We start from the raw sequence: 22,953 nt of genomic DNA on the forward strand, positions 1-22,953 counted from the left end.
ATCTGTTTGGCAATGGATTTTTTGTGCGCTGCAAAATAAAACTGCCCTTCTCCCCCATTAATCCCTATAAACTCCTGACAATCGAGCGTGGGCGACTTCCCATGCACGGGACCAGGAGAACACGATGGGCCAGGAAGAAAATATTGCGCTGCAAGATGAATGGCTGTCCGCACCCGCCGGATTGTTCGACCACCTCAATCATCTGCAACGCCTTAATACCCGCAATGTCCTCGACGCCGTGCAGAAGCGACAGGAAAAGACTTTCGCGCCTTTAAGCCTCGGGCAGCTCAGACAACCCACCGCTACTGACTGGCAGGACTACTTCACCGACCTCGGCCAGCGCAGCGTGCTGTTCTGGGACACCTTGCGTCAGCGCGGCGACAACACCCTGGCGCACGAACGGGCCGGGTATCCGCTGCTGCTGAAGTTCGAGCATGAAACCCTGGTCGCCGGTGCAGACCTGCCCCGCCCGGTCAATTACTCGCTGTTGCAGGTCCTCGGGAGCACCGGGCAAACGATCGACCGCAAAAAACAGCCGGTGATCATCATTGACCCGCGCGGCGGTCACGGTTCGGGGATCGGCGGTTTCAAACAGGATTCGGTCATTGGTGAAAGCCTGCGTGCCGGCCATCCCACTTACTTTATTTCCTTCAGTCACTCGCCAGCGCCCGGGCAAACCCTCGCGGACATCGTTGAAGCCCAGGCGCGCTTCCTTGAAGTCGTCAGCGAGCGACATCCCGACAGTGCCAAACCCGTGGTGATCGGCAACTGCCAGGCGGGCTGGGCGTTGATGGGGCTGGCAGCAACCCGGCCGGAATTGCCGGGCCTGATCATCGTCAATGGCGCTCCGCTGTCGTACTGGGCGGGCGTCAATGGGCGCAATCCGATGCGCTATACCGGTGGTTTGCTGGGGGGCGGCTGGATGGCGCGTCTCGGTAGCGACCTTGGCAATAGCCGTTTCGACGGCACTTGGCTGGTGAGCAATTTCGAGAGCCTGGACCCGGCCAACACCTATTGGGGCAAGTACTACCACCTGTTCAGTGAAGTCGACAGTGAGGCTGCGCGCTTTCTGGATTTCGAGCGCTGGTGGGGCAGTCCGACCCTGCTCAATGGTGAAGAGATCGAGATGATCGTCGACGACCTGTTCATCGGCAATCAGCTGTCGGGCGGCCTCGGACGCAAGAGCAGCGGGCTTGACCTCAAGCTGATCGAAGTGCCGGTGGTGGTGTTTTGCTCCTATGGCGACAACATCACCTCGCCGCAACAGGCGCTGGACTGGATCACCGACGTCTATCCCAGCGATCTCGCCCTGAAAAGTGCCGGGCGCACCATCGTCTACCTGCGCCACGCCAGTATTGGTCATCTGGGGATCTTTGTTTCCGGTGAAGTGGCCCGGCGTGAACACCGTCAATTACTCGGGGCGGTCGATGAGGTCAATGCATTGCCAGCCGGGCTGTATGAAATGCTGATTGAAGACCTGCCAGAAAACTCGAAAACGCCGTACGCCGTGCGTTTCGAACCGCGGCGTATCGCTGACATCCATGGCGATGCCAAGCCGCCCCGTGATGACGATCGCGAATTCGCCCTGGTCGAGCGCGCGTCTGTCATCAACAACGGTCTTTACGATGGATTCGTCCGTCCGTGGTTGCGCCAGTTGATCAACGAACCGAGCGCCGAACTGCTGCGCAAGGCGCACCCTTTCCATCAGCAACAAGTGATGTGGAGCAGCATGAACCCGGCGCTCTGGTGGCTGGCAGGCAGCGCCGCTCAAGTGCGCACTGATCGTCACGTCGCAAACCTGGACAACCCGTTGCTGGCTTGGCAGGAACTGTTTTCCAACCAGGTGCAGGATGCCTTGAACGGCTACCGCGATCTGCGTGATGCCGCTCAGGAAATGTGTTTTTACGGCGTGTATGGGGTACTCAATAGCTTCACCGGTAATGCACCCGGGCGAAATCTGCAGGCACATGCCGAACAGCACGACAAGGTCCTGATCGAGCGTCTGCAGGATGCCCTGCCTCTGGGCGGCCTGATGGAAGCCCTGATACGGATACTGTTTCTGCTGGGCCGCGACAGCAACGAACCGGGCAAGGACATTGTCGAGAAACTGATCCAGCAAATGCAGGTGCTGCTTCAGGACTACAGCGCCCAGCCGCTGGATCTTCGCGAAACCGTGAGCCTGCAAAAATTGCTCGTCGCCACCTACCCGCAAGAAGCCCTGCAAAGCCTGCCCTTGATGCTTCCCGAGGCCGAAGAACGCCAACAAGTGCTGGCGGCCGTGGCCAATCTGCTGCCGGAACTGCTGACCCCCAGCGGTGCGCAAACTCCGTTCTGGTGTGAGCTGCATACGCTGCTAGACGTTTCTCTGCCAGGTTTCAGCCTGACGCAACCACCCGGTGAAGCCAATGCCATCAAGGAGCCAATCCCGGTGATTACACCTGAGCCGATCAAGCAAAAAGCCCCGGTCATGACGCCCAAGCCCGTCAAACAGGAAGTGGCTAAGCCGATAGTCCCTAAGCTGACCGAGCAAAAAGCACCGGTGGTAGCGCCTGCGTCCATCAAACCGGAAGTTGCGAAACCAACGCCCCCTAAGCCGACTGAGCAAAAAGCACCGGTGGTAGCACCTGCGCCCATCAAGCAGGAAGTTCAGGCAGCGCCTCCTAAACCCATCGCACACGTTGCGAGTCCGGTAAGCAAACCCGCCAAGGGCAAAAAAGCTGCAAAAAAACCTACAGCGAAATAACGCTGGACCGCTAACGAGAACCGCGTCAGACCGGCGCGGCTTCCTCGATCTCAAACGATTCATCGGCCCGATATTGACCGGGTGTCATGCCAAACCAGCGGCTGCACGCTTTGTTGAAGCTGCTGTGGTCATGAAAACCAAGGAGATACGCCACATGCTTCATGTTGAAGTGAGAATGGCGCAGGTAGAAATCGGCCAATTGCCGGCGCACAGCGTTCTGCACGTCCTTGAATTGGGTCCCGTCCTTTTCCAGGGCGCGTTGCAGCGTTCGCTTGCTGATGCTCAGCGCCGCGGCGATCGACTCCATATCGCACTGTCCCTGACCATGGCTCAAGCGCTCGGTAATCAGCGCGCGAATCTTGCCGACAATGGAAAAACCAAACATCAGGTCCAGTTGTGCCTCGGCAAAGCTGTCATGCAGCACTGCCAACGCTTCATTGGCCATGCTCAAGGGTCGCAGCAGCTCCTGCCCGTCAAACAGAATGCTGTCGTAGGCCGAACCGAAATGCAGGTCGCAGCCAAACAGTCGTTGATGTTCGGACGTGTCCGCCGGTTCGGGATAGCTGAATTCCACGCTAAGGGGTTGCGGCAACTTGCCGTCGCCCAGCCAACGGCAGAAGCCGAGCAAAGAAGCCAACCCTGCATCGGCGTATTGCCGGGGTTTGATCGAGCCGGACTGTTGATGATCGAGCGAGGCCATTCGGTAATGCCCTTGCTCCGGGACAAAAAACAGGCTGAACCCGGTACCGATCAACGGGCTGAATCGCACCAGTCGTTCAAGCGCCCGCTTAAGGTTAAGACTCGACATCATGGTGTAACCGACGATCTGAAAACTGCCGGGGTGAAAATGCCCGTAGGCTTTCAAACCAATGTCCGGATCGCCACTGGCTTGCGCGGCCAGTTGCCACAACCGATAGATCACCCTTCGCTCACAGAGCGCCCCTGGTGTGTCCGCGAGCTGCATGTCCAGTCCAGCTTCCCGGCAGAGACTGACGACATCCAGTCCCTCAGCCGACAGCGTATTGACCAGCACGTTGGCATAGCCTGAGCTCATTCTGTACATGGCGTCCTCAATGACCTGTGGAACCGAACGTCCTGTCCGGAGCCATAACGGATCTGCGTGAATCGAATAATAAACGGCGGTTCAATCTGAAGAATTGATCTCAGTATAGGTACTGGTCATTTTTTGCCAGTGGATCGAAAAAAACCGCATGGCACCGTTGGACACCAGACAGTCACCTCCCAACACTTCCGCACGCCCCGCCAATACCGAACAATCCTCCCCCATCTTGCAGCGCAAAATACAAAAAGGAAGAGAGTGTATGAAGTCGCTTGGTCGTATTGCGTTGGTCACGGGTGGTATGGGTGGGATTGGTACCGCGATAAGCCAACGGCTGCACAAGGAAGGATTCAAGGTCATCGTCGGTTGCAGCTCTGATTCGGCCCGCAAGAACGAGTGGATTGCCGCTCAATTGGCGGCGGGTTACCAGTTCGAATGCATCTACGGCGACATCACCGATTGGGAATCGACCCGCAAGGCGTTCGAGATGGCCCGCGAACAATTCGGACCGGTGGACGTGCTGGTCAACAATGCCGGCATCACCCGTGACGCTTCCTTTCGCAAGCTCCAGCCTGAAGACTGGAACGCGGTGATCGGCACCAACCTGACCGGCCTGTTCAACACCACCAAACAGGTGATTGAAGGCATGTTGGCCAAGGGTTGGGGCCGGGTCATCAACATCTCCTCGATCAACGGCCAACGCGGCCAGTTCGGCCAGACCAACTACAGCGCGGCCAAAGCCGGTATCCATGGCTTCACCATGGCCCTGGCGCGGGAAGTGTCCGGCAAGGGCGTGACCGTCAACACCGTCTCCCCAGGCTATATCCAGACCAGCATGACCGCGGCCATTCGCCAGGACATTCTCGACACCATGATTGCGGCCACTCCGGTCGGGCGCCTTGGCCAACCTGAAGAAATCGCCTCCATCGTGGCCTGGCTGGCTTCCGATGAATCGGGCTACAGCACCGGCGCCGACTTCTCGGTCAACGGCGGCATGAACATGCAATAGGCCTGTCAGGGCATGGACGCCCTGCTTCCGCTCGACACAATTTTAATGAGGTCACGCATGAACGAAGTCGTAATCGTTGCCGCAACTCGTACCGCCATTGGCAGTTTTCAAGGTTCACTGTCCGCGATTCCCGCCACCGAACTGGGGGCGACCCTGATTCGTAGCCTGCTCGAACAAACCGGTATCGACGCTGCACAGATCGACGAAGTGATCCTCGGCCAGGTGCTGACCGCAGGTTCCGGGCAAAACCCGGCACGCCAGTCCGCCCTCAAGGCTGGCCTGCCCCATACCACCCCTGCCCTGACCCTGAACAAGGTTTGCGGTTCAGGCCTCAAGGCGGTCCAGCTCGCGGTCCAGGCGATCCGTTGCGGCGACGCCGAACTGGTGATTGCCGGCGGTCAGGAAAACATGAGCCTGGCGCCTTACGTTCTACCAAAGGCACGCACCGGCTTGCGACTGGGCCATGCGCAACTGCAAGACAGCGTGATCCAGGATGGTTTGTGGGACGCGTTCAACGACTACCACATGGGCATCACCGCGGAGAATCTGGCGCAACAGTACAGCCTCAGTCGCGAAGATCAGGACGTCTTCGCCGCGGCCTCGCAACAGAAAGCTGCCGCCGCCATCGAGGCCGGTTACTTCAAGCGTGAAATCACCCCGATCCTGATTCCTCAACGCAAGGGCGATCCGCTGGTCTTCGACACGGATGAACAACCGCGCCCGGACAGCACGCTCCAGGCTTTGGGCAACCTCAAACCCGCGTTCCAGAAAACCGGCAGCGTCACCGCCGGCAACTCGTCGACCCTCAACGATGGTGCCGCCGTGCTGATTCTGGCCAGCGCCGCCAAGGCCCTGGCGCTCGGTTTGCCCGTCCTGGCGCGCATCAAGGCGTATGCCAGTGCTGGCGTGGACCCGTCGATCATGGGTATCGGCCCAGTGCCGGCGACCCGTCTGGCATTGACGAAAGCCGGCTGGAGCCTGGACGACCTGGACCTGATCGAAGCCAATGAAGCGTTTGCCGCCCAATCATTAGCGGTCGGCAAAGAACTGGGCTGGGACACCAGCAAGGTCAACGTCAACGGCGGCGCGATTGCCCTGGGTCATCCGATCGGTGCATCGGGTGCGCGGATTCTGGTGTCGCTGGTGCATGAGCTGATTCGTCGCGATGGCAAAAAAGGCCTGGCGACGTTGTGCATCGGTGGCGGCCAGGGCGTGAGCCTGGTCATCGAGCGATAAAAGAAACACCGGACTGCTTGCTTGACTGTTAACGCGGCGCCGATACCGGCGCCGCAGTTTTTTTCTGCCCGGTTTATTCATGTGGGCAAGGAGTTCCATGGACAACAACGCGCATACTTTCAACACCTTCTGGTCAGGCCAGGTACCGTTCATTGCCTCCTTTGCAGTGCAACAATTACGGCTCTGGGTCAGTACCAATCCCTGGTTTACCGGGCAAGAATACAACGAGTGGTTCGACCTGCCGCGCGGTACGCTGGACAGCCTGCAATCGGACTATCAGCAGCAATGGGGTGAACTCGGCCAGCGCTTGCTGACCGGTCAGCCCTTCAGCTTCGAAGATCGACGTTTCGCCAGCGGGAACTGGAGCCAGCCGCTGTTCGGCTCCCTCGCGGCGTTTTACCTGCTCAACGCCGGGTTTCTCCTGAAGCTGCTGGATCAGCTGCCGATCAAGGACAAAAAACCGCGCCAGCGTCTGCTCTATCTGGTGGAGCAAGCCATTGCCGCCGGTGCACCGAGCAACTTCCTGGCCAGTAACCCCGATGCCTTGCAGCGAGCGGCGGATACCCAGGGTGTCAGCCTGCTCTCCGGCCTGTTGCACCTGGCCAGCGACCTGCAAGAAGGCAAGATGCGTCAGTGCGACAGCGGTGCCTTCAAGGTCGGCGTCGATCTGGCCAACACCCCTGGCGAAGTGGTGTTCGAGAACGAACTGTTCCAGCTGATTCAGTACTACCCGCAAAGCGAAACCCAATATAAGCGCCCGGTATTCGTCGTACCGCCGTCCATCAACAAGTACTACATCCTCGACCTGCGCCCGGACAACTCGATGGTTCGCCATCTGTTGCAACAAGGCCATCCGGTGTTTCTGATGTCGTGGCGCAACTTCGACCCGGAACACGCCGGCACCACCTGGGATGACCTGATCGAAACCGGCATCATCAAAGGCCTGCAAGTGACCCGCGAGATCAGCGGCGAACAACGGCCCAATTGCGTGGGTTTCTGCATCGGCGGCACGCTGTTGAGCTCGGCGCTGGCGGTACTGGCAGCACGCGGTGACAAGGACATCTCCAGCGTGAGCTTGCTGACGACCTTCCTCGATTACCTCGATACCGGCCCCATCGACATCTTCGTCGACGAGCAACTGGTGGCTTATCGCGAGCGCACCATCGGCGGCCTGAATGGCCCTATCGGCCTGTTCAAGGGCGAGGACATGGGCAACACCTTCTCACTGCTGCGCCCGAACGATTTGTGGTGGAACTACAACGTCGACAAGTACCTCAAGGGGCAGAAGCCGAGCGCCCTCGACCTGTTGTTCTGGAACAACGACAGCACCAACTTGCCGGGACCGATGTACTGCTGGTATCTGCGCCACACCTATTTGCAGAACGACCTGAAATCCGGCGAGCTGGATTGCTGCGGGGTCAAGCTGGACCTGCGCGCCATCGATGCTCCGGCGTACATTCTCGCCACCCATGATGATCACATTGTGCCGTGGAGAAGTGCTTACGCCAGCACCGAGCTGCTGTCCGGAACCAAGCGTTTTGTGCTGGGCGCCTCGGGGCATATCGCGGGTGTAATCAACCCACCCGCCAAGGAAAAGCGCCACTACTGGACCAACAATCGGGTCACCAAGGACCCGGAAACCTGGTTCAAGAATGCCCAGCAACATCCGGGCAGCTGGTGGAATGACTGGTTCGTCTGGCTGGCTGAACATGCCGGTGAACGCCAGCCTTCGGTGCTGCACACCGGCAACACCGAATACCCGGCGATTGAGTCGGCACCCGGGCGTTATGTGATGCAATAACACCGTCCCAATGTGGGAGCGAACTTTCAGTCACTGCAATGGTGAATGTGCCGCCGTCTTCGCGAGCAAGCCCGCTCCTACAGTGATTTCGGTGGATCACAGATTTTGCGTACACCCATCAAACCCTGTGGGAGCGGGCTTGCTCGCGAAAGCGGTTTGGCAGTCGCTGCCATAACTGGCGGAAGGCAGCCGGAGTCGAACCTGCCCGGGAACGGATGCCGTCCCCAACCGGGTTTGAAGCCCGGCCGCGCCACCGGGCGCGATTGCCTTCCTTGAAATCAGTGTTCGGCTGGCCGGGCCAGGGCATTGTCGAGGCGGATATGGCGCTTGTCGCCAAAACGTCGGGTCAAGCCGATCCGGTCGAAGTATTCGAGAATCTGGATACTGCGCTTGCGACCGAGGCCCACCGCATCGCGAAACGCCGAGACCTGAATCACCGGGTTCTCGTCAGCCAGTTGCAACAGCATAGCCGCCAATCTGCGCAGCATCGTATCGGTGTAAAACAGGTCACGCACGACCTGATGCACCAGCCCCAGCCGAGCCATCTTGCGCAGCAGCAGGCGCACCGTCACCTCATCATGCCCCAGATCGCGCACCCATGGTGGGTCGAAACCGGCGTGTTCGAACAGAGGTTGCAATTGCTGCCACAGGACTTCGTCGTCTTCGCTCAAACGCACTTGATGATCAGGCAAATGCAGCCATGGCCCGCTGGTTTTTACAGCGCCGCTGGCCACTGACTCGTCGATCAGGCTGATGAACGTCGCACGTTCCAACGCAGTACCGGAGAATCGCCGCAGGCGATCCCGGTCCGGGCCCATTTGATCCGGTTCCAGTTGATGAAAGCGCGCCAGATGTTCCAGCAAGGCGGCTTTATGGGCTTCCCAACGGGCGGCGTCGAACAGCAATGGCCCCTGGCGCGTGTCGATCATGCGCACGTCGTCGGGTAACACCCAGGTGCTGCGCGGTCGGTTGAACTGGCGCTCCAGTCGATGCGGATCGAGCCCGCTGTCGCTGTAGGCCAATAGTGCAGGCAGCACCTCTTCCATGCTGTCGGTGGTGGCCAGCGCCTGCAGTTGCGCCAGGCGTTCGGGACTGCGGCGTTGTCGGGTCGGTGGGAACGGGTCGAGAACCCGACCGCCGCCGTGGGTGCGTTGGGCACTCTGGTCACGCAGGATCAAGGGATCGCCCTTCACCGCATGCACCGGTGTATTCAGCAGAATCTGCGCAAACATCCGCCCACCCGGTGCCAGGCTGGACCCCTCCAGCAAAGCCACCCTACCCGTCACATCCTGCGTGCCCAGGTGAACATGCACCGGTTGAAAGTGCTCGAAAGCCCGAGGCTCCCCGGGCAGTAACTGCATGGCGATATCCAGACGCTGGGTCGGTGCATACAGCCAGTCGCTGAGCAACCAATGGCCACGGTGAATCTGCTCCAGCGCCAGGCGCTCGGCACTCAGGTTCAGTGCCACCCGCTGGCCCGCCATCGCCGTGTCCGCTGCCTGGTTCTGTGCATGCAGGCCACGCACCCGAACAGGTTTGCCATGTGGGCCGAGCACCAGCGAATCACCCACTGCGACCTGCCCGGACAACGCCGTGCCGGTCACCACAATACCCGCCCCGGCCACGCTGAACGCACGATCAATCGCCAGGCGAAAACCGCCGTTGGTTCTGCGTTGAAGCACTTCTTTTTGAGCATCGAGCAAAGCCCGGCGCAACGCTTCGACCCCCTCGCCGGTGACACTCGACAACGCAAGCTGCGACGCGCCGGCATATGGCCCGGGTGCCAATAACGTTTCGATTTGTTCGCGGACGGCCTGCACTTGGGTCGCCTCCACACGATCGCATTTGGTGATGGCGATCAGCGCCCGAGGGATGCCCAGCAATTCGACGATGGCCAAGTGTTCACGAGTCTGGGGCATGACCCCGTCGTCAGCCGCCACCACCAACAACACCAGATCAATGCCCTGCGCCCCGGCGAGCATGTTGTGGGTGAAACGTTCATGGCCGGGCACGTCGATAAAACCGGTCAGCGCCGACCCGGGTTCGAGCGCGGCGTAGAGATAGCCCAAGTCGATGGTCATGCCGCGTTCGCGTTCTTCCCGGCGTCGGTCGCCAGCCTGGCCGGTCAATGCCTGGAGCAAGGCCGTCTTGCCATGGTCGATGTGCCCAGCCGTGCCGACAATCACCCTTCCCGTTCCTCCTGCTTCAGTTGATCGAGTTGAGCCAGCCACGCCGGCTCGTCGTCCAGTTGCCGCAGGTCCAGCCACAACGCGTCGTCGTCGATGCGCCCGAGCACTGGAATTGTCAATTGTCGAAACGCCGCTTCCAGGTCAAGCAATCGCCGTCCGCGCAGGCGCTTGCTGGTGTTCGGTCGAACGCATAAAGCGGCACTCGGCAAGCGCGCCACCGGCTGACTGCCGCTGCCGATCATGCCCAGCGCCGGCAAGGCGCTGACGCTCCAGCCATCACCCAACACCTGTGCCAGCGAAGGTTGCAGGCATTCGGCTTGAGCGAGGATGTCGGCCTGCGACCGAGTGAGCAGGCGCAGACTCGGCAGGCGTTCGGCGAGTCGATCAGGATCGCGGTACAAACCCAGTACGGCTTCAAGGGCGGCCAAGGTCAGTTTGTCGACTCGAAGCGCGCGTTTGAGCGGGTTCTTCTTGATCTTCGCGATCAGGCCCTTGCGCCCGACAATCAGCCCGGCCTGCGGACCACCGAGCAGCTTGTCGCCGCTGAAGGTAACGATGTCCGCGCCGTCGAGCAGGGCCTGGCGCACCGTTGGTTCGGCGGGCAAGCCCCAGCGGGTCAGGTCCAGCAGGCTGCCACTGCCCAAATCTTCGAGCAACGGCAGCCCGTGCTGGTGGGCCAGTTGTGCCAGTTCCGCCGTCGGCACGCTCGTGGTGAAACCCTGGATGTTGTAGTTGCTCGCGTGTACCCGCATGACCAGGCCGCTGCGTGGGCCAATGGCCGCTTCGTAATCGCGAGCGTGCGTGCGGTTGGTGGTGCCGACTTCGTGAAGCTTAACCCCGGCCCGCGCCATGATGTCCGGTATACGAAAGGCTCCGCCGATTTCAATCAGTTCGCCCCGGGAAATAATGCCTTCCTTGCGCGCGCCCAGGCTGTTGAGTGTCAGCAACACGGCGGCCGCGTTGTTGTTGACCACGGTCACCGCCTCGGCGCCGGTCAGTTCACGAATCAGGCCTTCGATCAGGTCGTCTCGATCGCCGCGTTTGCCGCTGTGCAGATCGAATTCCAGATTGAGCGGATAGCGGGCGGCCATTTGCACGGCTTCGATGGCTTCCTCCGGCAACAACGCTCGCCCCAGATTGGTGTGCAGCACCGTGCCGGTGAGGTTGAACACTCGCCGGACCTGGCTGCGATGCTGCATGGACAGGCGTTCACCCGCCCTGCCCGCCAATACATCGGGGGCGACTTCAACCGCGTCGAGTTGCCCTGACAGCACCGGTTCCCGCAGGTCGTCGAGCAATTGCCGCAGGCTGGCCAGCAGCGCGTCACGCCCGTAGCGCTCGGCCAGCGGCTGGCATGCAGGATGACGCAACAGGCTGTCGATGGAAGGCAGCCGCACGGCTTGAAGGGTTGATCTGGAGGACATCAGGCGCTCCCGCAAACGTTGACCGTCGCGCCTGAGTGTAGCCGTTATGCTTAATCGCCTCCGGGTGCCAGCAACAGATTCGGTGCCGGACGCTGGTAGTTTTCCTGTTCCAGGCGCATGTCCAGCAGCAGGCTGGTCAGGTCCGCCGAGAGCGCTTCGGCGTCGGCGTCGTTTTCCAGGTAAAGCAGTTTCAAATAGCTGCGACAGCCGGGGCAGACTTCCGCGCGCAACGGTGCCTGATTGGCAGCGTGACGGTCGTCATCGAGGCTGACGTATTCCAGCCCTTTGCTCTGTTCGCAATACACGCATTTGACCCGCACCACATGCCATTCGCAGGCGCACAGCGAGCACACCAGATAGCGCAATCCGTTGTATTTGCCGCGGTGACGAATCACACCAGCCATGGCCGGCGAACCACAGGCCGGGCATTGACTGAGGCTGTCACCGGGTTTGAGTTCCAAGTGGGGCGTGCTTAGCAGCCAATGGCTCCAGGCTGCCTGCAATGCGGCGCCGAGAAACGGCACCAACGCCGTCGGCAGCAGCGCGAATTGGCCGCTGACCAAGGCAATCGCCCAGGCCTTGAGTTGCCCGGCATTGGCACTGCGCAACGTCGCCAGCGCTTTCTCTACTGCTGGTTGCACCGGTGGCGAGTAACGCTGCAACAACGCTTGCAGATACGGCAACCAATTGTCTTCGCGCACCAGGCTGTCGGCAGCGAACGGTGGCAAGCCATGTTGCTGGCACACCTTGAGGCGTTCAGGATCTGGCAGGGACGTCACAGGCGGATCATCGAGCAAACGCTGCTGCGCGTGACACAAGCTCGCCACCAGCCGCAGGTAATCCGCCAGCGGATGACCCTCGGCCAGACGCTCCAGTCGCGATGCGCGCAAGGTGAAGAGGTTTTTCGGCGGCAGATACAGAAACGGCGGTGAGCTCGCCGCCGCTTCGATCTGCCCAGGCTCGAGGATCGTTGCCAAGGGGTTATCCTTTTTTGTTGACCGGTCGGTCGGGGTGCTCGTCTCGGGTCACTTCCCGGTACCAGAGTTCATGGTGTTTCCTTGCCCAGGCGCGACTGACCCCGCCATGTAGCATGGCGCTGACCGAACCCTTGATCCAGATCCCGGCATAGATGTGGACGATGATGCTCAGCACCAGAATGAAACCCGCCAACGCATGCAGCAGCATGGCCCAGCGAATACTGGTGATGCCGAAGTACTCGCTGAAATAAGCGCGCCAGATCACCAGCCCACTGAACAACAGCACCAACATGCAGATCAGCAACACCCAGAACAGCAACTTCTGCCCCGGGTTGTATTTGCCGATCGCCGGCACGCCTTCCTCCTCGTTTCGCACCACCCGCCCCACGCGCCGCAGCCACAGTCGGTCGTTGCTGATGAAGTAATTCGCCCGCCAGAACTGAATCACCAGGCCGAGGAACAGCACGAACATCAGCACGCCCATGAACGGGTGCAGGATGCGTGTCCACGGGCCGCCACCGAACAAATGACTCAGCCAGAACAACGCCGGATGAAACAACGCCAGGCCTGACAACGCGGCCATCAAAAACAGAATCGCCACCAGCCAGTGATTGGTGCGCTGCCCAGAGGTGTAGCGCAGGATCGGTTTGTCGTTCATGGCCTGTCCTCCCCCTTCGGATCGTAGATGTGCACCGACGGATCGACTTCATGCACCGCTGGATCGACGCTGGTCGGATGTTCATCCTCCTCGACCAGTTGTGGCCCGACGCGCACGTAATGGAAGAACCCGGCCAGCACCGCCAGCCCCATGGCCAGTAACCCCAAGGGCTTACTCACGCCTTTCCACAACTCCACCAGCGGGCTGATGGTCGGGGCGCTCGGCAGGCCGGCATACAACGTCGGCGTGTCTGCATGGTGCAACACGTACATGACGTGGGTGCCACCAACCCCTTCAGGGTCGTACAGACCGGCGTTGTCGAAGCCGCGGCTCTTGAGATCGACGATGCGTTCCGCGGCGTGTTCCTTCATGTCCTGCTTGGTGCCGAACACGATGGCGCCGGTCGGACAGGTCTTCACGCAGGCCGGTTCCAGCCCCACCGCCACCCGGTCAGAACACAGCGTGCACTTGTAGGCCTTGTGATCTTTTTGTGAGATGCGCGGAATGTTGAACGGGCAACCGGTGATGCAATAGCCGCAGCCGATGCAATGATCCTGGTCGAAGTCGACGATGCCGTTGGCGTGCTTGATGATCGCCCCCGGACTCGGGCACGCCGCCAGGCAACCGGGTTCGGCGCAATGCATGCAGCCGTCTTTGCGAATCAGCCACTCCAGATTGCCGGCGTCGGTTTCATGCTCGGTGAAGCGCATCAAGGTCCAGGTTTCTGCCGTGAGGTCCTGGGGATTGTCGTAGGTGCCAAGGGTGTGGCCGACATCGTCGCGCAGTTCGTTCCATTCCGAACAGGCGACCTGGCAGGCCTTGCAGCCGATGCACTTGGTGGTGTCGATCAGCTTGGCCACTTCCTCCTGATTGCGGACCGAAGACGGGACGGTGGTGGTGGCCGAACGGGCGATGATGTCTTGGCTGGCCATTTAGACTTTCTCCACGTTGACCAGGAATGACTTGGATTCCGGGGTCTGAGTGTTGCCATCGCCGAGGAACGGCACCAGGGTGTTGGTCAAATACCCGTGGCGCGTCAGCCCGGTAAAGCCCCAGTGCAACGGGATACCGATCTGGTGCACCACCTGATTGTTGACTTGCAACGGACGGATCCGCTTGGTCACCACCGCCACCGCTTCTATGTGCCCGCGCTTGCAGCTGACCCGCACCCGGTCGCCGGCCACGATGCCTTTTTCCTTGGCCAGCACCTCGCCGATCTCGACGAATTGCTCGGGCTGGGAGATCGCGTTGAGCTTGCAGTGCTTGCTCCAGAAGTGGAAATGCTCGGTCAGCCGATAGCTGGTGGCGGCATATGGATAATCCTTGGCCACGCCGAGGGAGTCCCACACCGAATCGAAGATCCGCGCCGCCGGATTACTGGTGGCCTTCTTGTTTTCCGGGTGCAGCGGGTTGATGCCGATAGGAGTTTCGAACGGCTCGTAGTGCTCGGGGAATGGCCCTTCGTTCATCTTGTCGACAGCGAAGAATCGCGCCACGCCTTCGGGGTTCATGATGAACGGATTCATCCCGGCTTCCGGTGCCGAGTCGGCCTTGAAGTCCGGCACGTCGGTACCGGCCCAGACTTTGCCGTTCCACCACACCAGTCGCTTGTTCTCCGCCCACGGCTTGCCTTGCGGGTCGCACGAGGCACGGTTGTAGAGAATCCGTCGGTTCGCCGGCCACGCCCAGGCCCAGCCTTGGTGTTGGTGCATGCCGTACGGGTCGCTGTTGTCGCGCCGGGCCATCTGGTTGCCCGTCTCGGTCCAACTGCCGCAGAAAATCCAGCAACCGGAAGCGGTGCTGCCATCGTCCTTGAGCAAGCCGAAACCGGGCAGTTGCGAATTGCCCTTGATCGCCACACCGGTAGCGTCGGTAAAGTCCGTCGTGGCGTAGCCGTTGATTTCCTTGGCCAGTTCTTCCGGCGAAGGTTCCTCGGCAATCTTGTATGGCCAGGACAGTTTGAGGATCGGCTCGGCATAAGCGCCGCCGTTGGCCTGGTAACGCTGGCGCAGGCGTATGAACAGCTCGCTCATGATGCGCACGTCGGTGCGGCTTTCACCCGGGCCGTCGGCACCTTTCCAGTGCCATTGCAGCCAGCGGCTGCTGTTGACCAGCGAGCCGTCTTCTTCGGCGAAACAGGTGGTGGGCAGGCGAATCACCTCCGTCTGGATGCCCGCTGTTTCCACATCGTTGTACGGCCCGACGTTGCGCCAGAATTCCGAGGTTTCGGTGGACAGCGGGTCCATTACCACCAGCCATTTCAATTTGGCCAGTGCCGCCATCACACGGTTCTTGTCGGGCAACGCGGCGATGGGGTTGAAGCCCTGGCACATATAGCCGTTGACCTTGCCCTGGCCCATCAGGTCGAACACTTTCAGGATGTCGTAGTTGGGGATGTCGAGTTTCGGCAGGTACTCGAAAGCCCAATTGTTTTCAACTGTGGCATTGGCGCCGTACCAGGCTTTCATCAGGCTGACGTGGAATTTGCTGTAGTTCTGCCAGTAGGACAGTTGCCCCGGACGCAAAGGTGTTTGCGTGCGCTTGGTGATGTAGGCGGTGTAATCCTGCTCGGCATCGCCGGGCAAGGTCAGATATCCCGGCAGTGCGTTGGACAACAGGCCCAGGTCCGTCAGTCCCTGGATATTGGAGTGCCCGCGCAAGGCGTTGACGCCCCCGCCCGGCATGCCGACGTTGCCCAGCAGCAATTGCACCATTGCCGCGCTGCGGATGATTTGCGAGCCGATCGAGTGCTGCGTCCAGCCCAGGGCATAGAGAATCGTCATGGTCTTGCCCGGTTGCGAGCAAGTGGCGATTTCTTCCCAGATTTTTTGCATGGCATCGACCGGCATCCCGCAAATCTGGCTCGCCAGTTCGATGTTGTAGCGGCTGTAATGCTGCTTCATCAATTGGTAAACGCAGTGCGGGTCTTGCAGCGTCGGGTCGACCTTGACGAAGCCGTCCTCACCGAGTTCATAGCCCCAGCCGGACTTGTCGGTGTAGCTGCGCTTGGCGACGTCGTAACCGCTGAAGATGCCATCCTCGAAGCCATAGCCCGCTTTGACGATGAACGACACGTCGGTGTAGTTGCGCACGTATTCGTGCTGAATCTTGTCCTCAGTCAGCAGGTAGTTGATCAGCCCGCCCATGAAGGCGATGTCGGTGCCGGTGCGAATCGGTGCGTAATAGTCGGCCACCGAAGCGGTCCGGGTGAATCGCGGGTCGATCACGATCAGCCGCGCCGCGTTGTGCGCCTTGGCTTCGGTCACCCATTTGAAACCGCACGGGTGCGCTTCTGCTGCGTTGCCGCCCATCACCAGGATCAGATTCGCGTTGGCGATATCGGTCCAGGTATTGGTCATGGCTCCACGGCCATACGTCGGGGCAAGACTTGCCACCGTCGGGCCGTGTCAGACGCGCGCCTGGTTATCAAATGACAGCATGCCGAGGCTGCGAACAACCTTGTGGGTGATGTAGCCCGCTTCGTTGGACGCTGCTGACGCTGCGAGGAAACCGGTGGTCAGCCAGCGGTTTACCGTTTCGCCCTCATCGTTCTTCTCGATGAAGTTGGCGTCGCGGTCGGCCTTCATCAGGTCGGCGACGCGATCCAGTGCTTCATCCCAGGAGATCCGCGTCCACTCGGTGCTGCCGGGTTTGCGTACTTGCGGGTATTGCAGGCGACCGGGGCTGTGAATGAAGTCCAGCAGGCCCGCGCCTTTGGGGCAAAGGGTGCCGCGGTTGACCGGGTGATCGGCGTCGCCCTCGATATGGATGATGTTTTGCGCGACATTCTTGGCGGTATCACCCTGGCTGTACATGATCAACCCACAGCCGACCGAGCAATACGGGCAGGTGTTGCGGGTTTCATGGGTGTGGGCGAGCTTGAAGTGGCGCACCTGCTCGGCGAAGGCCGGCGCCGGGGCCATGCCCAGCGCGCCCAGGCTCGAGCCCGCAAGGCCGATACCAGCGACCTTGAAGAACTGACGACGGTTGAGGTCCATCGTGCACTCCTGATCAGGTGGAGACCCGGTACTTATGCCGGGTTTTTCTGGACAATCACGGTTGCGACAGACTGGCTGCCGACACTTCAAACTTTAGACAAAGTGTTGGCCCGCTGTGTGAAAACCGACCGCCGGCCGTTTGTCGGTCATGAATCGGTAGGCTCGAAACGTGTGAGAGCGGGCTTGTCCGCGATGACGGCCGCACATTCAATATGGACGGCGACTGACCCACCGCTATCTCGGGCAAGCCCGCTCCCACAAGCTTTGTGTTGTTTGGAACAATCCCGCCATCGCGAGCAGGCTCGCTCCCACAGGTCTTGGCGATTATCATGACTGCCGAATTAATCCCGGCCTTTATGAGATGAGCATGACTTTCGAATTTGATCAGGTGTTCGACCGCCACAGCACCGGCAGTACCAAATGGAGCCGTTACCCGGCCGACGTGTTGCCGATGTGGGTCGCCGACATGGACTTCGCCGCGCCGCCGGTGATCATCCAGGCCCTGCAAAAACGTCTGGAACACCCGTTGCTCGGCTACAGCGTGGCCCAGGATGACCTGCGCAATGCCATCGTTGCAGACCTTTGGCACAAATACGCCTGGCGTGTAGAGCCGCGAGAACTGATTTTCCTGCCGGGTGTGGAATCGGGTTTCAACATGGCCCTGAAGGCGTTGGTCCAGCCGCAACAGAACGTGGTGGTGCAGGTTCCCAACTATCCGCCGCTGCGCCATGCGCCAGGGCATTGGGGACTGAATAAAGTCGAGCTCGAATTCGATCCACTGGCTGACGGCACCTACGCCACGCCGCTCGATACCTTGCGTCAGTCCCTGGAAGGTGGCGGTGCGCTGCTGCTGAGCAATCCGCATAACCCGCTGGGCAAGGTGTTCCCACGGGAAGAGCTGCAAGCCCTCGCCGCTGTCTGCCTGGAACAAGACGCCTGGATCATCTCCGACGAAATCCACGCCGAGCTGTGCTTCGACGGTCGCAAACACGTTCCCATGGCATCGCTGAGCCCTGAGATTGCCCGACGCACCATCACGCTGATGTCGGCGAGCAAGGCCTACAACATCGCCGGGCTGAAAACCTCGTTCATGATCATTCAGGACCGCGCCGTGCGCGAGCGCGTCAACCACGCCCGTTGCGGCATGGTCGACAGCGTCAATCCACTGGGGATGGAAGCCACCCGCATTGCCTACAGCGAAGCCGCACCGTGGCTGGCCGAACTCATGAGTTATCTGCAGGCCAACCGCGATTACCTGGTCGACGCCGTTCGCACCCGGTTGCCGGGAGTCACCATGAACGTGCCCCAAAGCACTTACCTGGCGTGGCTCGATTGTTCGGCACTGGGGCTGGACAACCCGCAGCAGTTTTTCCTGGAGCAGGCCAAAGTCGGGCTGAGTCCGGGGCTGGATTTCGGCGATCAGAACCAACAGTTCGTACGCCTGAACTTCGGCTGCCCACGGGCCTTGCTGGAAGAAGGCATTGCGCGGATGGAGCGTAGTTTGCTCAATCGCAAGGCCTGATCCGAGCTCAAACACAACAAAGATCCCCTTGTGGGAGCGGGCTTGCTCGCGAAGGCGGAGTGTCAGGCGACTGAGAGGTTGACTGACACACTGACTGCGCGAGCAAGCCCGCTCCCACAGGGGGTTGGGGTGATTTGAAAGTTTGAGCAGCCCTCTGAAATCCAACCGAACTCAAGCCAAAAGACCGGGGTCAACCCTCAACGAGCAACCTCTTCGCTCGATCCTTTTACATTGAGACCGGAGATTTCCCGATGACTGACTATCCAAAACCTCCCTTCCCCAAACAGCCCCAGGCTGTCCCCGGTTCCCAGAAAAAAATGGAACCGTACCCGGATTGCGGCGAGCAGAGTTACAAAGGCTCGGGCCGGCTGGACGGCAAGATCGCCCTGATCACCGGCGCCGACAGCGGTATCGGTCGCGCGGTGGCGATTGCCTTTGCCCGCGAAGGCGCGGATGTCGTCGTGGCCTACCTCAATGAACATGAAGACGCGCAGGAAACCGCACGTTGGGTCGAGCAGGCCGGTCGTCAATGTCTGTTACTGCCCGGTGATCTGGCGCAGAAAGCGCAGTGCCAAGCCCTGGTGGACAAGACGGTCGAACGCTTCGGCCGGATCGATATTCTGGTCAACAACGCCGCGTTCCAGATGACCCATGAAAACCTCGAAGATATCCCGGACGAAGAATGGGTGATGACCTTCGACGTCAACATCACAGCCATTTTCAGGATTTGTCAGGCCGCGCTGAAGCACATGAAACCTGGCAGTTCGATCATCAACACCAGCTCGGTCAACTCCGACATGCCCAAACCCACCCTCCTCGCTTACGCCACGACCAAAGGCGCGATTGCCAACTTCACCGCCGGCCTGGCGCAAATGCTCGGGCCGAAAAACATCCGGGTGAACTGCGTGGCACCGGGGCCGATCTGGACGCCGCTGATCGTCTCGACCATGCCAGACGAAGAGGTTCAGAATTTCGGCGGACAAACACCGCTCGGCCGCCCCGGCCAACCTGTCGAGTGCGCGCCGATCTATGTGCTGCTGGCCTCGGATGAGGGCAGTTACATTACCGGCCAACGTTACGGGGTCACGGGTGGCAAACCGATGCTTTGAGCGCAGTATTTGAGTCAGTGACAAACCTGTGGCGAGCACGCTCGCTCGCCACAATCAGGATTGCTCTTAAGCGATCACCGAAATCTTGCCGTTGCGTTCAAGGATCGCGAACTTGATTTGCTCAAGGGTCTCGATGCCCTGACTCGAGCGTGCGGCTTCCATAATATCGGCCTCGATCGGCAATCGGGCACACCGATCACGCTGATCTGCATCGGGTGGGACGATCCGTTGCGGTGGAACATTTCGTATTGCACCCTGACTTTGCCATCAGAGCCGTGAACGTCCCGGCTGCTCAACGGCCCCCGTGAAAACAACTCGAGCAGTGCCAGCTACACCAACAACACCAAGACATACCAGCCCCAACGTTCGAACCGCCAGACCTTGACCTGATGCGCCATGTCTTCACGAACGGGATAGTCGCGGCTGTGGTAATCGGTATGGCCTGAATCATCGTTCATGGCGTGCGTCCCTATCCTTGCTCACCGGCCAACGCCCGTTGATGGAAATGCGGCAGCAACTTCAACGCGTGCTCCGCGGCCCATAACTGGACCTGGCAACGCGTGCCGAAAAATCGCTGTTGTCGACTGAATACACTGCGCCCCTGCTCGGTCTGGTAGGCCCAGGCGAAACAAATGGTGCCGGCGGGAATGCCATCGATATCTTCCGGCCCGAGGATGCCGGTGGTCGCCACCGCAACATTGGCCGTGCTGTCGCGCAGCGCACCCAACGCCATTTCCCGAGCGACTTCACAACTGGTCAGGTTGAAGGTCTCGATCGTATAGGGGCTGACGTGGAGCAATCGTTGCTTCGCCTCTGGGGAATAGACCACATATCCACTTTCGATCAGGTCGCCACTGTGGGGAATCTCCGCCAGCAGCGTGACGATTTTTCCAGCCGTACACGATTCTGCGGTGGTCAGCAGCAAGTCGTTTTCACGCAAATACTCGACCACGGATTGGCTGACGCTCATGGCAAATCATCCAGACAGAAAGCTGATCGGTTGACCTTCACCGCGTCTAAACATTCCCTCTATCGGCGCACGCTCGGGTCAGGAGATAAAAAATGAACCCCTGGCAAAACTCGCCCCTCAATACGTTTAGGGACCCTGTCACGGGCCGCTCCCCGATCAGGAGGTCGTCATGTCCGCACCTATCGTCGTCAAGCTGTTTACCCAACCGAACTTCGCGTGGACGGATATCCGCAAGGAAGAGGAAGCGCATCCGCGCCACTATCTCGCTCACTTGCTGCTGCTCGCCTTGATCCCCGCCGTGTGCCTGTTTATCGGGACCACGTATGTGGGCTGGAGCCTGGCCGAGAACGAAACGGTGAAACTCAGCGCCAGCAGCGCAATGCAACTGTGTGTAATGCTCTACGTGACCATCGTCGCCGGAGTGGCGCTGATGGGGTTGTTCATCCGCTGGATGTCGCGCACCTTCGACGCACGACCGACCGTCAATCAATGCATCGGGTTTGCGGCCTACACCGTGACGCCGTTTTTCCTCGCCGGCATTGCCGGTCTGTACCCGAGCCGCTGGCTGGCGATCACGGTGCTGGGCGCGGCCTCCCTCTATTCGACCTTCCTGCTGTTTGTCGGTCTGCCGACGTTCATGCACGAACGCAAGGAACAAGGCCTGCTCAATGCCGCGTGCGTCTGGGGGGTTGGATTGTTGGTGCTGGTCACCATTCTGGTGGAAATGATCCTGATCTGGTTCAACGTGCTGACGCCTGAATATATTCGCGCGACCGTCGGTTGATGACCCGCCCCCCTGCATCCCGGCCCGCACCTGTTGAGTATCGCGCATGAGCTTCATTGTGTGGGTAGCGGTGCTGGGGGCCGTGTTGCTGACACTGGCGCTGACGTCGTCGTACCTGCGCTGGATGCCGGTGACCACGTCGGCGGTGTGCCTGGTGCTGGGCGTCGCCATCGGGCCGGCGGGGCTCGGCTTGTTGAAACTGGACACGGAAGACGCATCGATCTGGATGGAGCACCTGACGGAAGTCGCGGTGGTGTTCTCCCTGTTCGTCTGTGGCTTGAAGTTACGCTTGCCGCTCCGGGAGAAGAACTGGCGGATAGCAATCGGCCTGGCGGTTCCGGTCATGGTGTTGACCATTGCCGGCGTCTCATTGCTGCTGCATTACGGTTTCCAGGTGACGTGGGGCGCGTCCGTGCTGATCGCCTCGATTCTGGCGCCGACCGACCCCGTGCTCGCCGCCCTGGTGCAAGTCAACGACGCCCGGGACGATGACAGCGTGCGGTTCGGCCTTTCCGGTGAGGCCGGGCTCAATGACGGGATCGCGTTTCCGTTCGTGATCCTTGGGCTGCTCCTGTTGCAACACGAGGGCAACCCTGGCTGGTTGGGCGATTGGGCATTGCGCAGCGTGCTGTGGGCGGTCCCCGCCGGGTTACTAACCGGCTACTGGATGGGCCGTGGCATTGGCCTGGTGACCCTGTCACTGCGGATCAAAAATGACGACAGCACCCTGTCTCCCAACGATTACCTGGCCCTGGCGCTGATCGCCCTGGCGTATGTCGTGGCCGAGTCAATCCACGGTTACGGGTTTCTGTCGGTGTTCGCCGCGGGCCTGGGCCTGCGCCGGGCGGAGGTCAAGTCCACCGGCGATGCCGCGCTGCCCGCCGAGCATTTGGTACAGCCCGTGGTCGGTCATCAGAACGTCGAGCCGCAGCACGCCGTCCATGGCGATACCGACCAGCTCGAAGACTCGCAGGTCGCGGCGGGCATCATGATGGGCGATATGCTCGCGTTCGGCAGTCTTGTGGAGCGGGCCATGGAAGTGTTTCTGGTCACGCTGCTCGGCGTTGTGCTGATTGCACACTGGGACTGGCGAGCGCTGCTGATCGGTGGCGTATTGTTTGGCCTGATTCGACCGCTGAGCGTTTTCGTCATGCCCTGGGGCAATTTGCTGGACCGTCACCAGCGCATGGTGATCGGCTGGTTCGGCATACGCGGCATCGGCAGCCTTTTTTACTTGTTCTATGCCTTGAATCACGGATTGGGGCCGTCGGTCGCAACGCTGTGTACCGACCTGACATTGTCTGTGATCGCGCTGAGCATCCTTGTCCATGGGCTCAGTACTCAACCGATCCTTGCCCGGTATGAACGGCGCAAGAAACAGGTAATTTGATTTTTTATCTGTGTTTTCACGACAGAAATATCGAATTTTCACGCTGATAAATTTGAAATCCTTTGGCAATCCGGCAGGTCACA

17 protein-coding genes, 1 tRNA gene and 1 pseudogene are annotated in these 22,953 nt (G+C 60.3%); 8 read left to right on the forward strand and 11 right to left on the reverse strand.

Translation table 11 applies throughout. The annotated features are described in order from the left end of the window. Nucleotides 1–124: 124 nt before the first annotated feature. Nucleotides 125–2,743, forward strand: a complete 2,619-nt coding sequence (locus tag ACA055_RS15255; protein ID WP_497679395.1) for a DUF3141 domain-containing protein — start codon at nucleotides 125–127, stop codon at nucleotides 2,741–2,743. Between the two features lie 25 nt (nucleotides 2,744–2,768). Here ACA055_RS15255 and ACA055_RS15260 read toward each other — a convergent pair whose 3' ends face one another. Then, nucleotides 2,769–3,806, reverse strand: a complete 1,038-nt coding sequence (locus tag ACA055_RS15260; protein ID WP_497679396.1) for an AraC family transcriptional regulator — start codon at nucleotides 3,804–3,806, stop codon at nucleotides 2,769–2,771. 259 nt (nucleotides 3,807–4,065) lie between these two features. On the opposite strand from ACA055_RS15260, the gene phbB reads away from it, so the two are divergent. The 3 genes from phbB to phaC all read left to right on the forward strand — a co-directional run bounded on the left by phbB (nucleotide 4,066) and on the right by phaC (nucleotide 7,849). Then, nucleotides 4,066–4,812 carry an acetoacetyl-CoA reductase gene (phbB, locus tag ACA055_RS15265; RefSeq protein ID WP_497679397.1) on the forward strand — a complete coding sequence of 249 codons (747 nt, stop codon included), beginning with the start codon at nucleotides 4,066–4,068 and terminating at the stop codon, nucleotides 4,810–4,812. A 57-nt stretch (nucleotides 4,813–4,869) separates the two neighbouring features. Further along, the gene (locus ACA055_RS15270; protein ID WP_497679398.1) at nucleotides 4,870–6,048 is read left to right on the forward strand and encodes an acetyl-CoA C-acetyltransferase; all 1,179 of its coding nucleotides are present in this window, start codon (nucleotides 4,870–4,872) and stop codon (nucleotides 6,046–6,048) included. 97 nt (nucleotides 6,049–6,145) lie between these two features. Then, the gene (phaC, locus tag ACA055_RS15275) at nucleotides 6,146–7,849 is read left to right on the forward strand and encodes a class I poly(R)-hydroxyalkanoic acid synthase (protein ID WP_497679399.1); all 1,704 of its coding nucleotides are present in this window, start codon (nucleotides 6,146–6,148) and stop codon (nucleotides 7,847–7,849) included. Between the two features lie 176 nt (nucleotides 7,850–8,025). Here the strand turns inward: phaC and ACA055_RS15280 are convergent. The 7 genes from ACA055_RS15280 to fdnG form a co-directional block, all read right to left on the reverse strand. Beyond that, nucleotides 8,026–8,121, reverse strand: a tRNA-Sec gene (locus ACA055_RS15280). A 6-nt stretch (nucleotides 8,122–8,127) separates the two neighbouring features. After that, nucleotides 8,128–10,035, reverse strand: coding sequence for a selenocysteine-specific translation elongation factor (selB, locus tag ACA055_RS15285; RefSeq protein ID WP_497679400.1), 1,908 nt, complete (start codon nucleotides 10,033–10,035; stop codon nucleotides 8,128–8,130). Beyond that, nucleotides 10,032–11,462 carry an L-seryl-tRNA(Sec) selenium transferase gene (gene selA / locus ACA055_RS15290; RefSeq protein WP_497679401.1) on the reverse strand — a complete coding sequence of 477 codons (1,431 nt, stop codon included), beginning with the start codon at nucleotides 11,460–11,462 and terminating at the stop codon, nucleotides 10,032–10,034. The genes selB and selA overlap by 4 nt, the downstream gene beginning before the upstream one ends. Before the next feature lie 50 nt (nucleotides 11,463–11,512). Further along, nucleotides 11,513–12,439 carry a formate dehydrogenase accessory protein FdhE gene (gene fdhE, locus ACA055_RS15295; RefSeq protein ID WP_497679402.1) on the reverse strand — a complete coding sequence of 309 codons (927 nt, stop codon included), beginning with the start codon at nucleotides 12,437–12,439 and terminating at the stop codon, nucleotides 11,513–11,515. A gap of 4 nt (nucleotides 12,440–12,443) precedes the next feature. Next, complete coding sequence (locus ACA055_RS15300) at nucleotides 12,444–13,097, reverse strand: formate dehydrogenase subunit gamma (RefSeq protein WP_497679403.1); 654 nt, start codon at nucleotides 13,095–13,097, stop codon at nucleotides 12,444–12,446. Beyond that, nucleotides 13,094–14,029 carry a formate dehydrogenase subunit beta gene (gene fdxH, locus ACA055_RS15305; RefSeq protein ID WP_497679404.1) on the reverse strand — a complete coding sequence of 312 codons (936 nt, stop codon included), beginning with the start codon at nucleotides 14,027–14,029 and terminating at the stop codon, nucleotides 13,094–13,096. Before fdxH ends, ACA055_RS15300 begins: the two co-directional genes overlap by 4 nt. Then, nucleotides 14,030–17,095 (reverse strand): formate dehydrogenase-N subunit alpha, encoded by a 3,066-nt coding sequence (gene fdnG, locus ACA055_RS15310; RefSeq protein ID WP_497679405.1) that lies wholly within the window; start codon nucleotides 17,093–17,095, stop codon nucleotides 14,030–14,032. A gap of 367 nt (nucleotides 17,096–17,462) precedes the next feature. Between fdnG and ACA055_RS15315 the strand changes: the two genes are divergently transcribed. Both ACA055_RS15315 and ACA055_RS15320 read left to right on the forward strand, forming a co-directional pair. Beyond that, the gene (locus tag ACA055_RS15315; protein WP_497679406.1) at nucleotides 17,463–18,617 is read left to right on the forward strand and encodes a MalY/PatB family protein; all 1,155 of its coding nucleotides are present in this window, start codon (nucleotides 17,463–17,465) and stop codon (nucleotides 18,615–18,617) included. A gap of 251 nt (nucleotides 18,618–18,868) precedes the next feature. Continuing rightward, nucleotides 18,869–19,726, forward strand: coding sequence for an SDR family oxidoreductase (locus tag ACA055_RS15320; protein ID WP_497679407.1), 858 nt, complete (start codon nucleotides 18,869–18,871; stop codon nucleotides 19,724–19,726). A gap of 66 nt (nucleotides 19,727–19,792) precedes the next feature. Here ACA055_RS15320 and ACA055_RS15325 read toward each other — a convergent pair. The 3 genes and pseudogenes from ACA055_RS15325 to ACA055_RS15335 form a co-directional block, all read right to left on the reverse strand. Continuing rightward, nucleotides 19,793–19,930, reverse strand: a pseudogene (locus ACA055_RS15325) (YetF domain-containing protein); the annotation flags it as partial. A gap of 125 nt (nucleotides 19,931–20,055) precedes the next feature. After that, complete coding sequence (locus tag ACA055_RS15330; RefSeq protein WP_497679408.1) at nucleotides 20,056–20,184, reverse strand: hypothetical protein; 129 nt, start codon at nucleotides 20,182–20,184, stop codon at nucleotides 20,056–20,058. Between the two features lie 11 nt (nucleotides 20,185–20,195). Continuing rightward, nucleotides 20,196–20,696, reverse strand: a complete 501-nt coding sequence (locus ACA055_RS15335; RefSeq protein ID WP_497679409.1) for a CinA family protein — start codon at nucleotides 20,694–20,696, stop codon at nucleotides 20,196–20,198. A gap of 169 nt (nucleotides 20,697–20,865) precedes the next feature. Between ACA055_RS15335 and ACA055_RS15340 the strand changes: the two genes are divergently transcribed. Together ACA055_RS15340 and ACA055_RS15345 are read left to right on the forward strand one after the other, a co-directional pair. Then, entirely contained in the window at nucleotides 20,866–21,480 is a 615-nt protein-coding gene (locus tag ACA055_RS15340) for a Yip1 family protein (RefSeq protein WP_497679410.1), read from the forward strand. Nucleotides 21,481–21,526: 46 nt separating this feature from the next. Next, a complete protein-coding gene (locus ACA055_RS15345; RefSeq protein ID WP_497679411.1) occupies nucleotides 21,527–22,870 on the forward strand; it encodes a cation:proton antiporter in 1,344 nt (447 codons plus the stop codon). Nucleotides 22,871–22,953 lie beyond the last annotated feature (83 nt).

The sequence above is a fragment of the Pseudomonas sp. LBUM1657 genome (assembly GCF_059716075.1).

Coding starts and splice junctions, on each gene's coding strand:
- ACA055_RS15330 (WP_497679408.1), bottom strand. CDS start 20,184: ATGAACGATGATTCAGGCCATACCGATTACCACAGCCGCGACTATCCC.
- ACA055_RS15255 (WP_497679395.1), top strand. CDS start 125: ATGGGCCAGGAAGAAAATATTGCGCTGCAAGATGAATGGCTGTCCGCA.
- ACA055_RS15320 (WP_497679407.1), top strand. CDS start 18,869: ATGACTGACTATCCAAAACCTCCCTTCCCCAAACAGCCCCAGGCTGTC.
- ACA055_RS15340 (WP_497679410.1), top strand. CDS start 20,866: ATGTCCGCACCTATCGTCGTCAAGCTGTTTACCCAACCGAACTTCGCG.
- ACA055_RS15260 (WP_497679396.1), bottom strand. CDS start 3,806: ATGTACAGAATGAGCTCAGGCTATGCCAACGTGCTGGTCAATACGCTG.
- phbB (WP_497679397.1), top strand. CDS start 4,066: ATGAAGTCGCTTGGTCGTATTGCGTTGGTCACGGGTGGTATGGGTGGG.
- phaC (WP_497679399.1), top strand. CDS start 6,146: ATGGACAACAACGCGCATACTTTCAACACCTTCTGGTCAGGCCAGGTA.
- ACA055_RS15270 (WP_497679398.1), top strand. CDS start 4,870: ATGAACGAAGTCGTAATCGTTGCCGCAACTCGTACCGCCATTGGCAGT.
- ACA055_RS15335 (WP_497679409.1), bottom strand. CDS start 20,696: ATGAGCGTCAGCCAATCCGTGGTCGAGTATTTGCGTGAAAACGACTTG.
- selA (WP_497679401.1), bottom strand. CDS start 11,462: ATGTCCTCCAGATCAACCCTTCAAGCCGTGCGGCTGCCTTCCATCGAC.
- ACA055_RS15345 (WP_497679411.1), top strand. CDS start 21,527: ATGAGCTTCATTGTGTGGGTAGCGGTGCTGGGGGCCGTGTTGCTGACA.
- ACA055_RS15300 (WP_497679403.1), bottom strand. CDS start 13,097: ATGAACGACAAACCGATCCTGCGCTACACCTCTGGGCAGCGCACCAAT.
- fdxH (WP_497679404.1), bottom strand. CDS start 14,029: ATGGCCAGCCAAGACATCATCGCCCGTTCGGCCACCACCACCGTCCCG.
- ACA055_RS15315 (WP_497679406.1), top strand. CDS start 17,463: ATGACTTTCGAATTTGATCAGGTGTTCGACCGCCACAGCACCGGCAGT.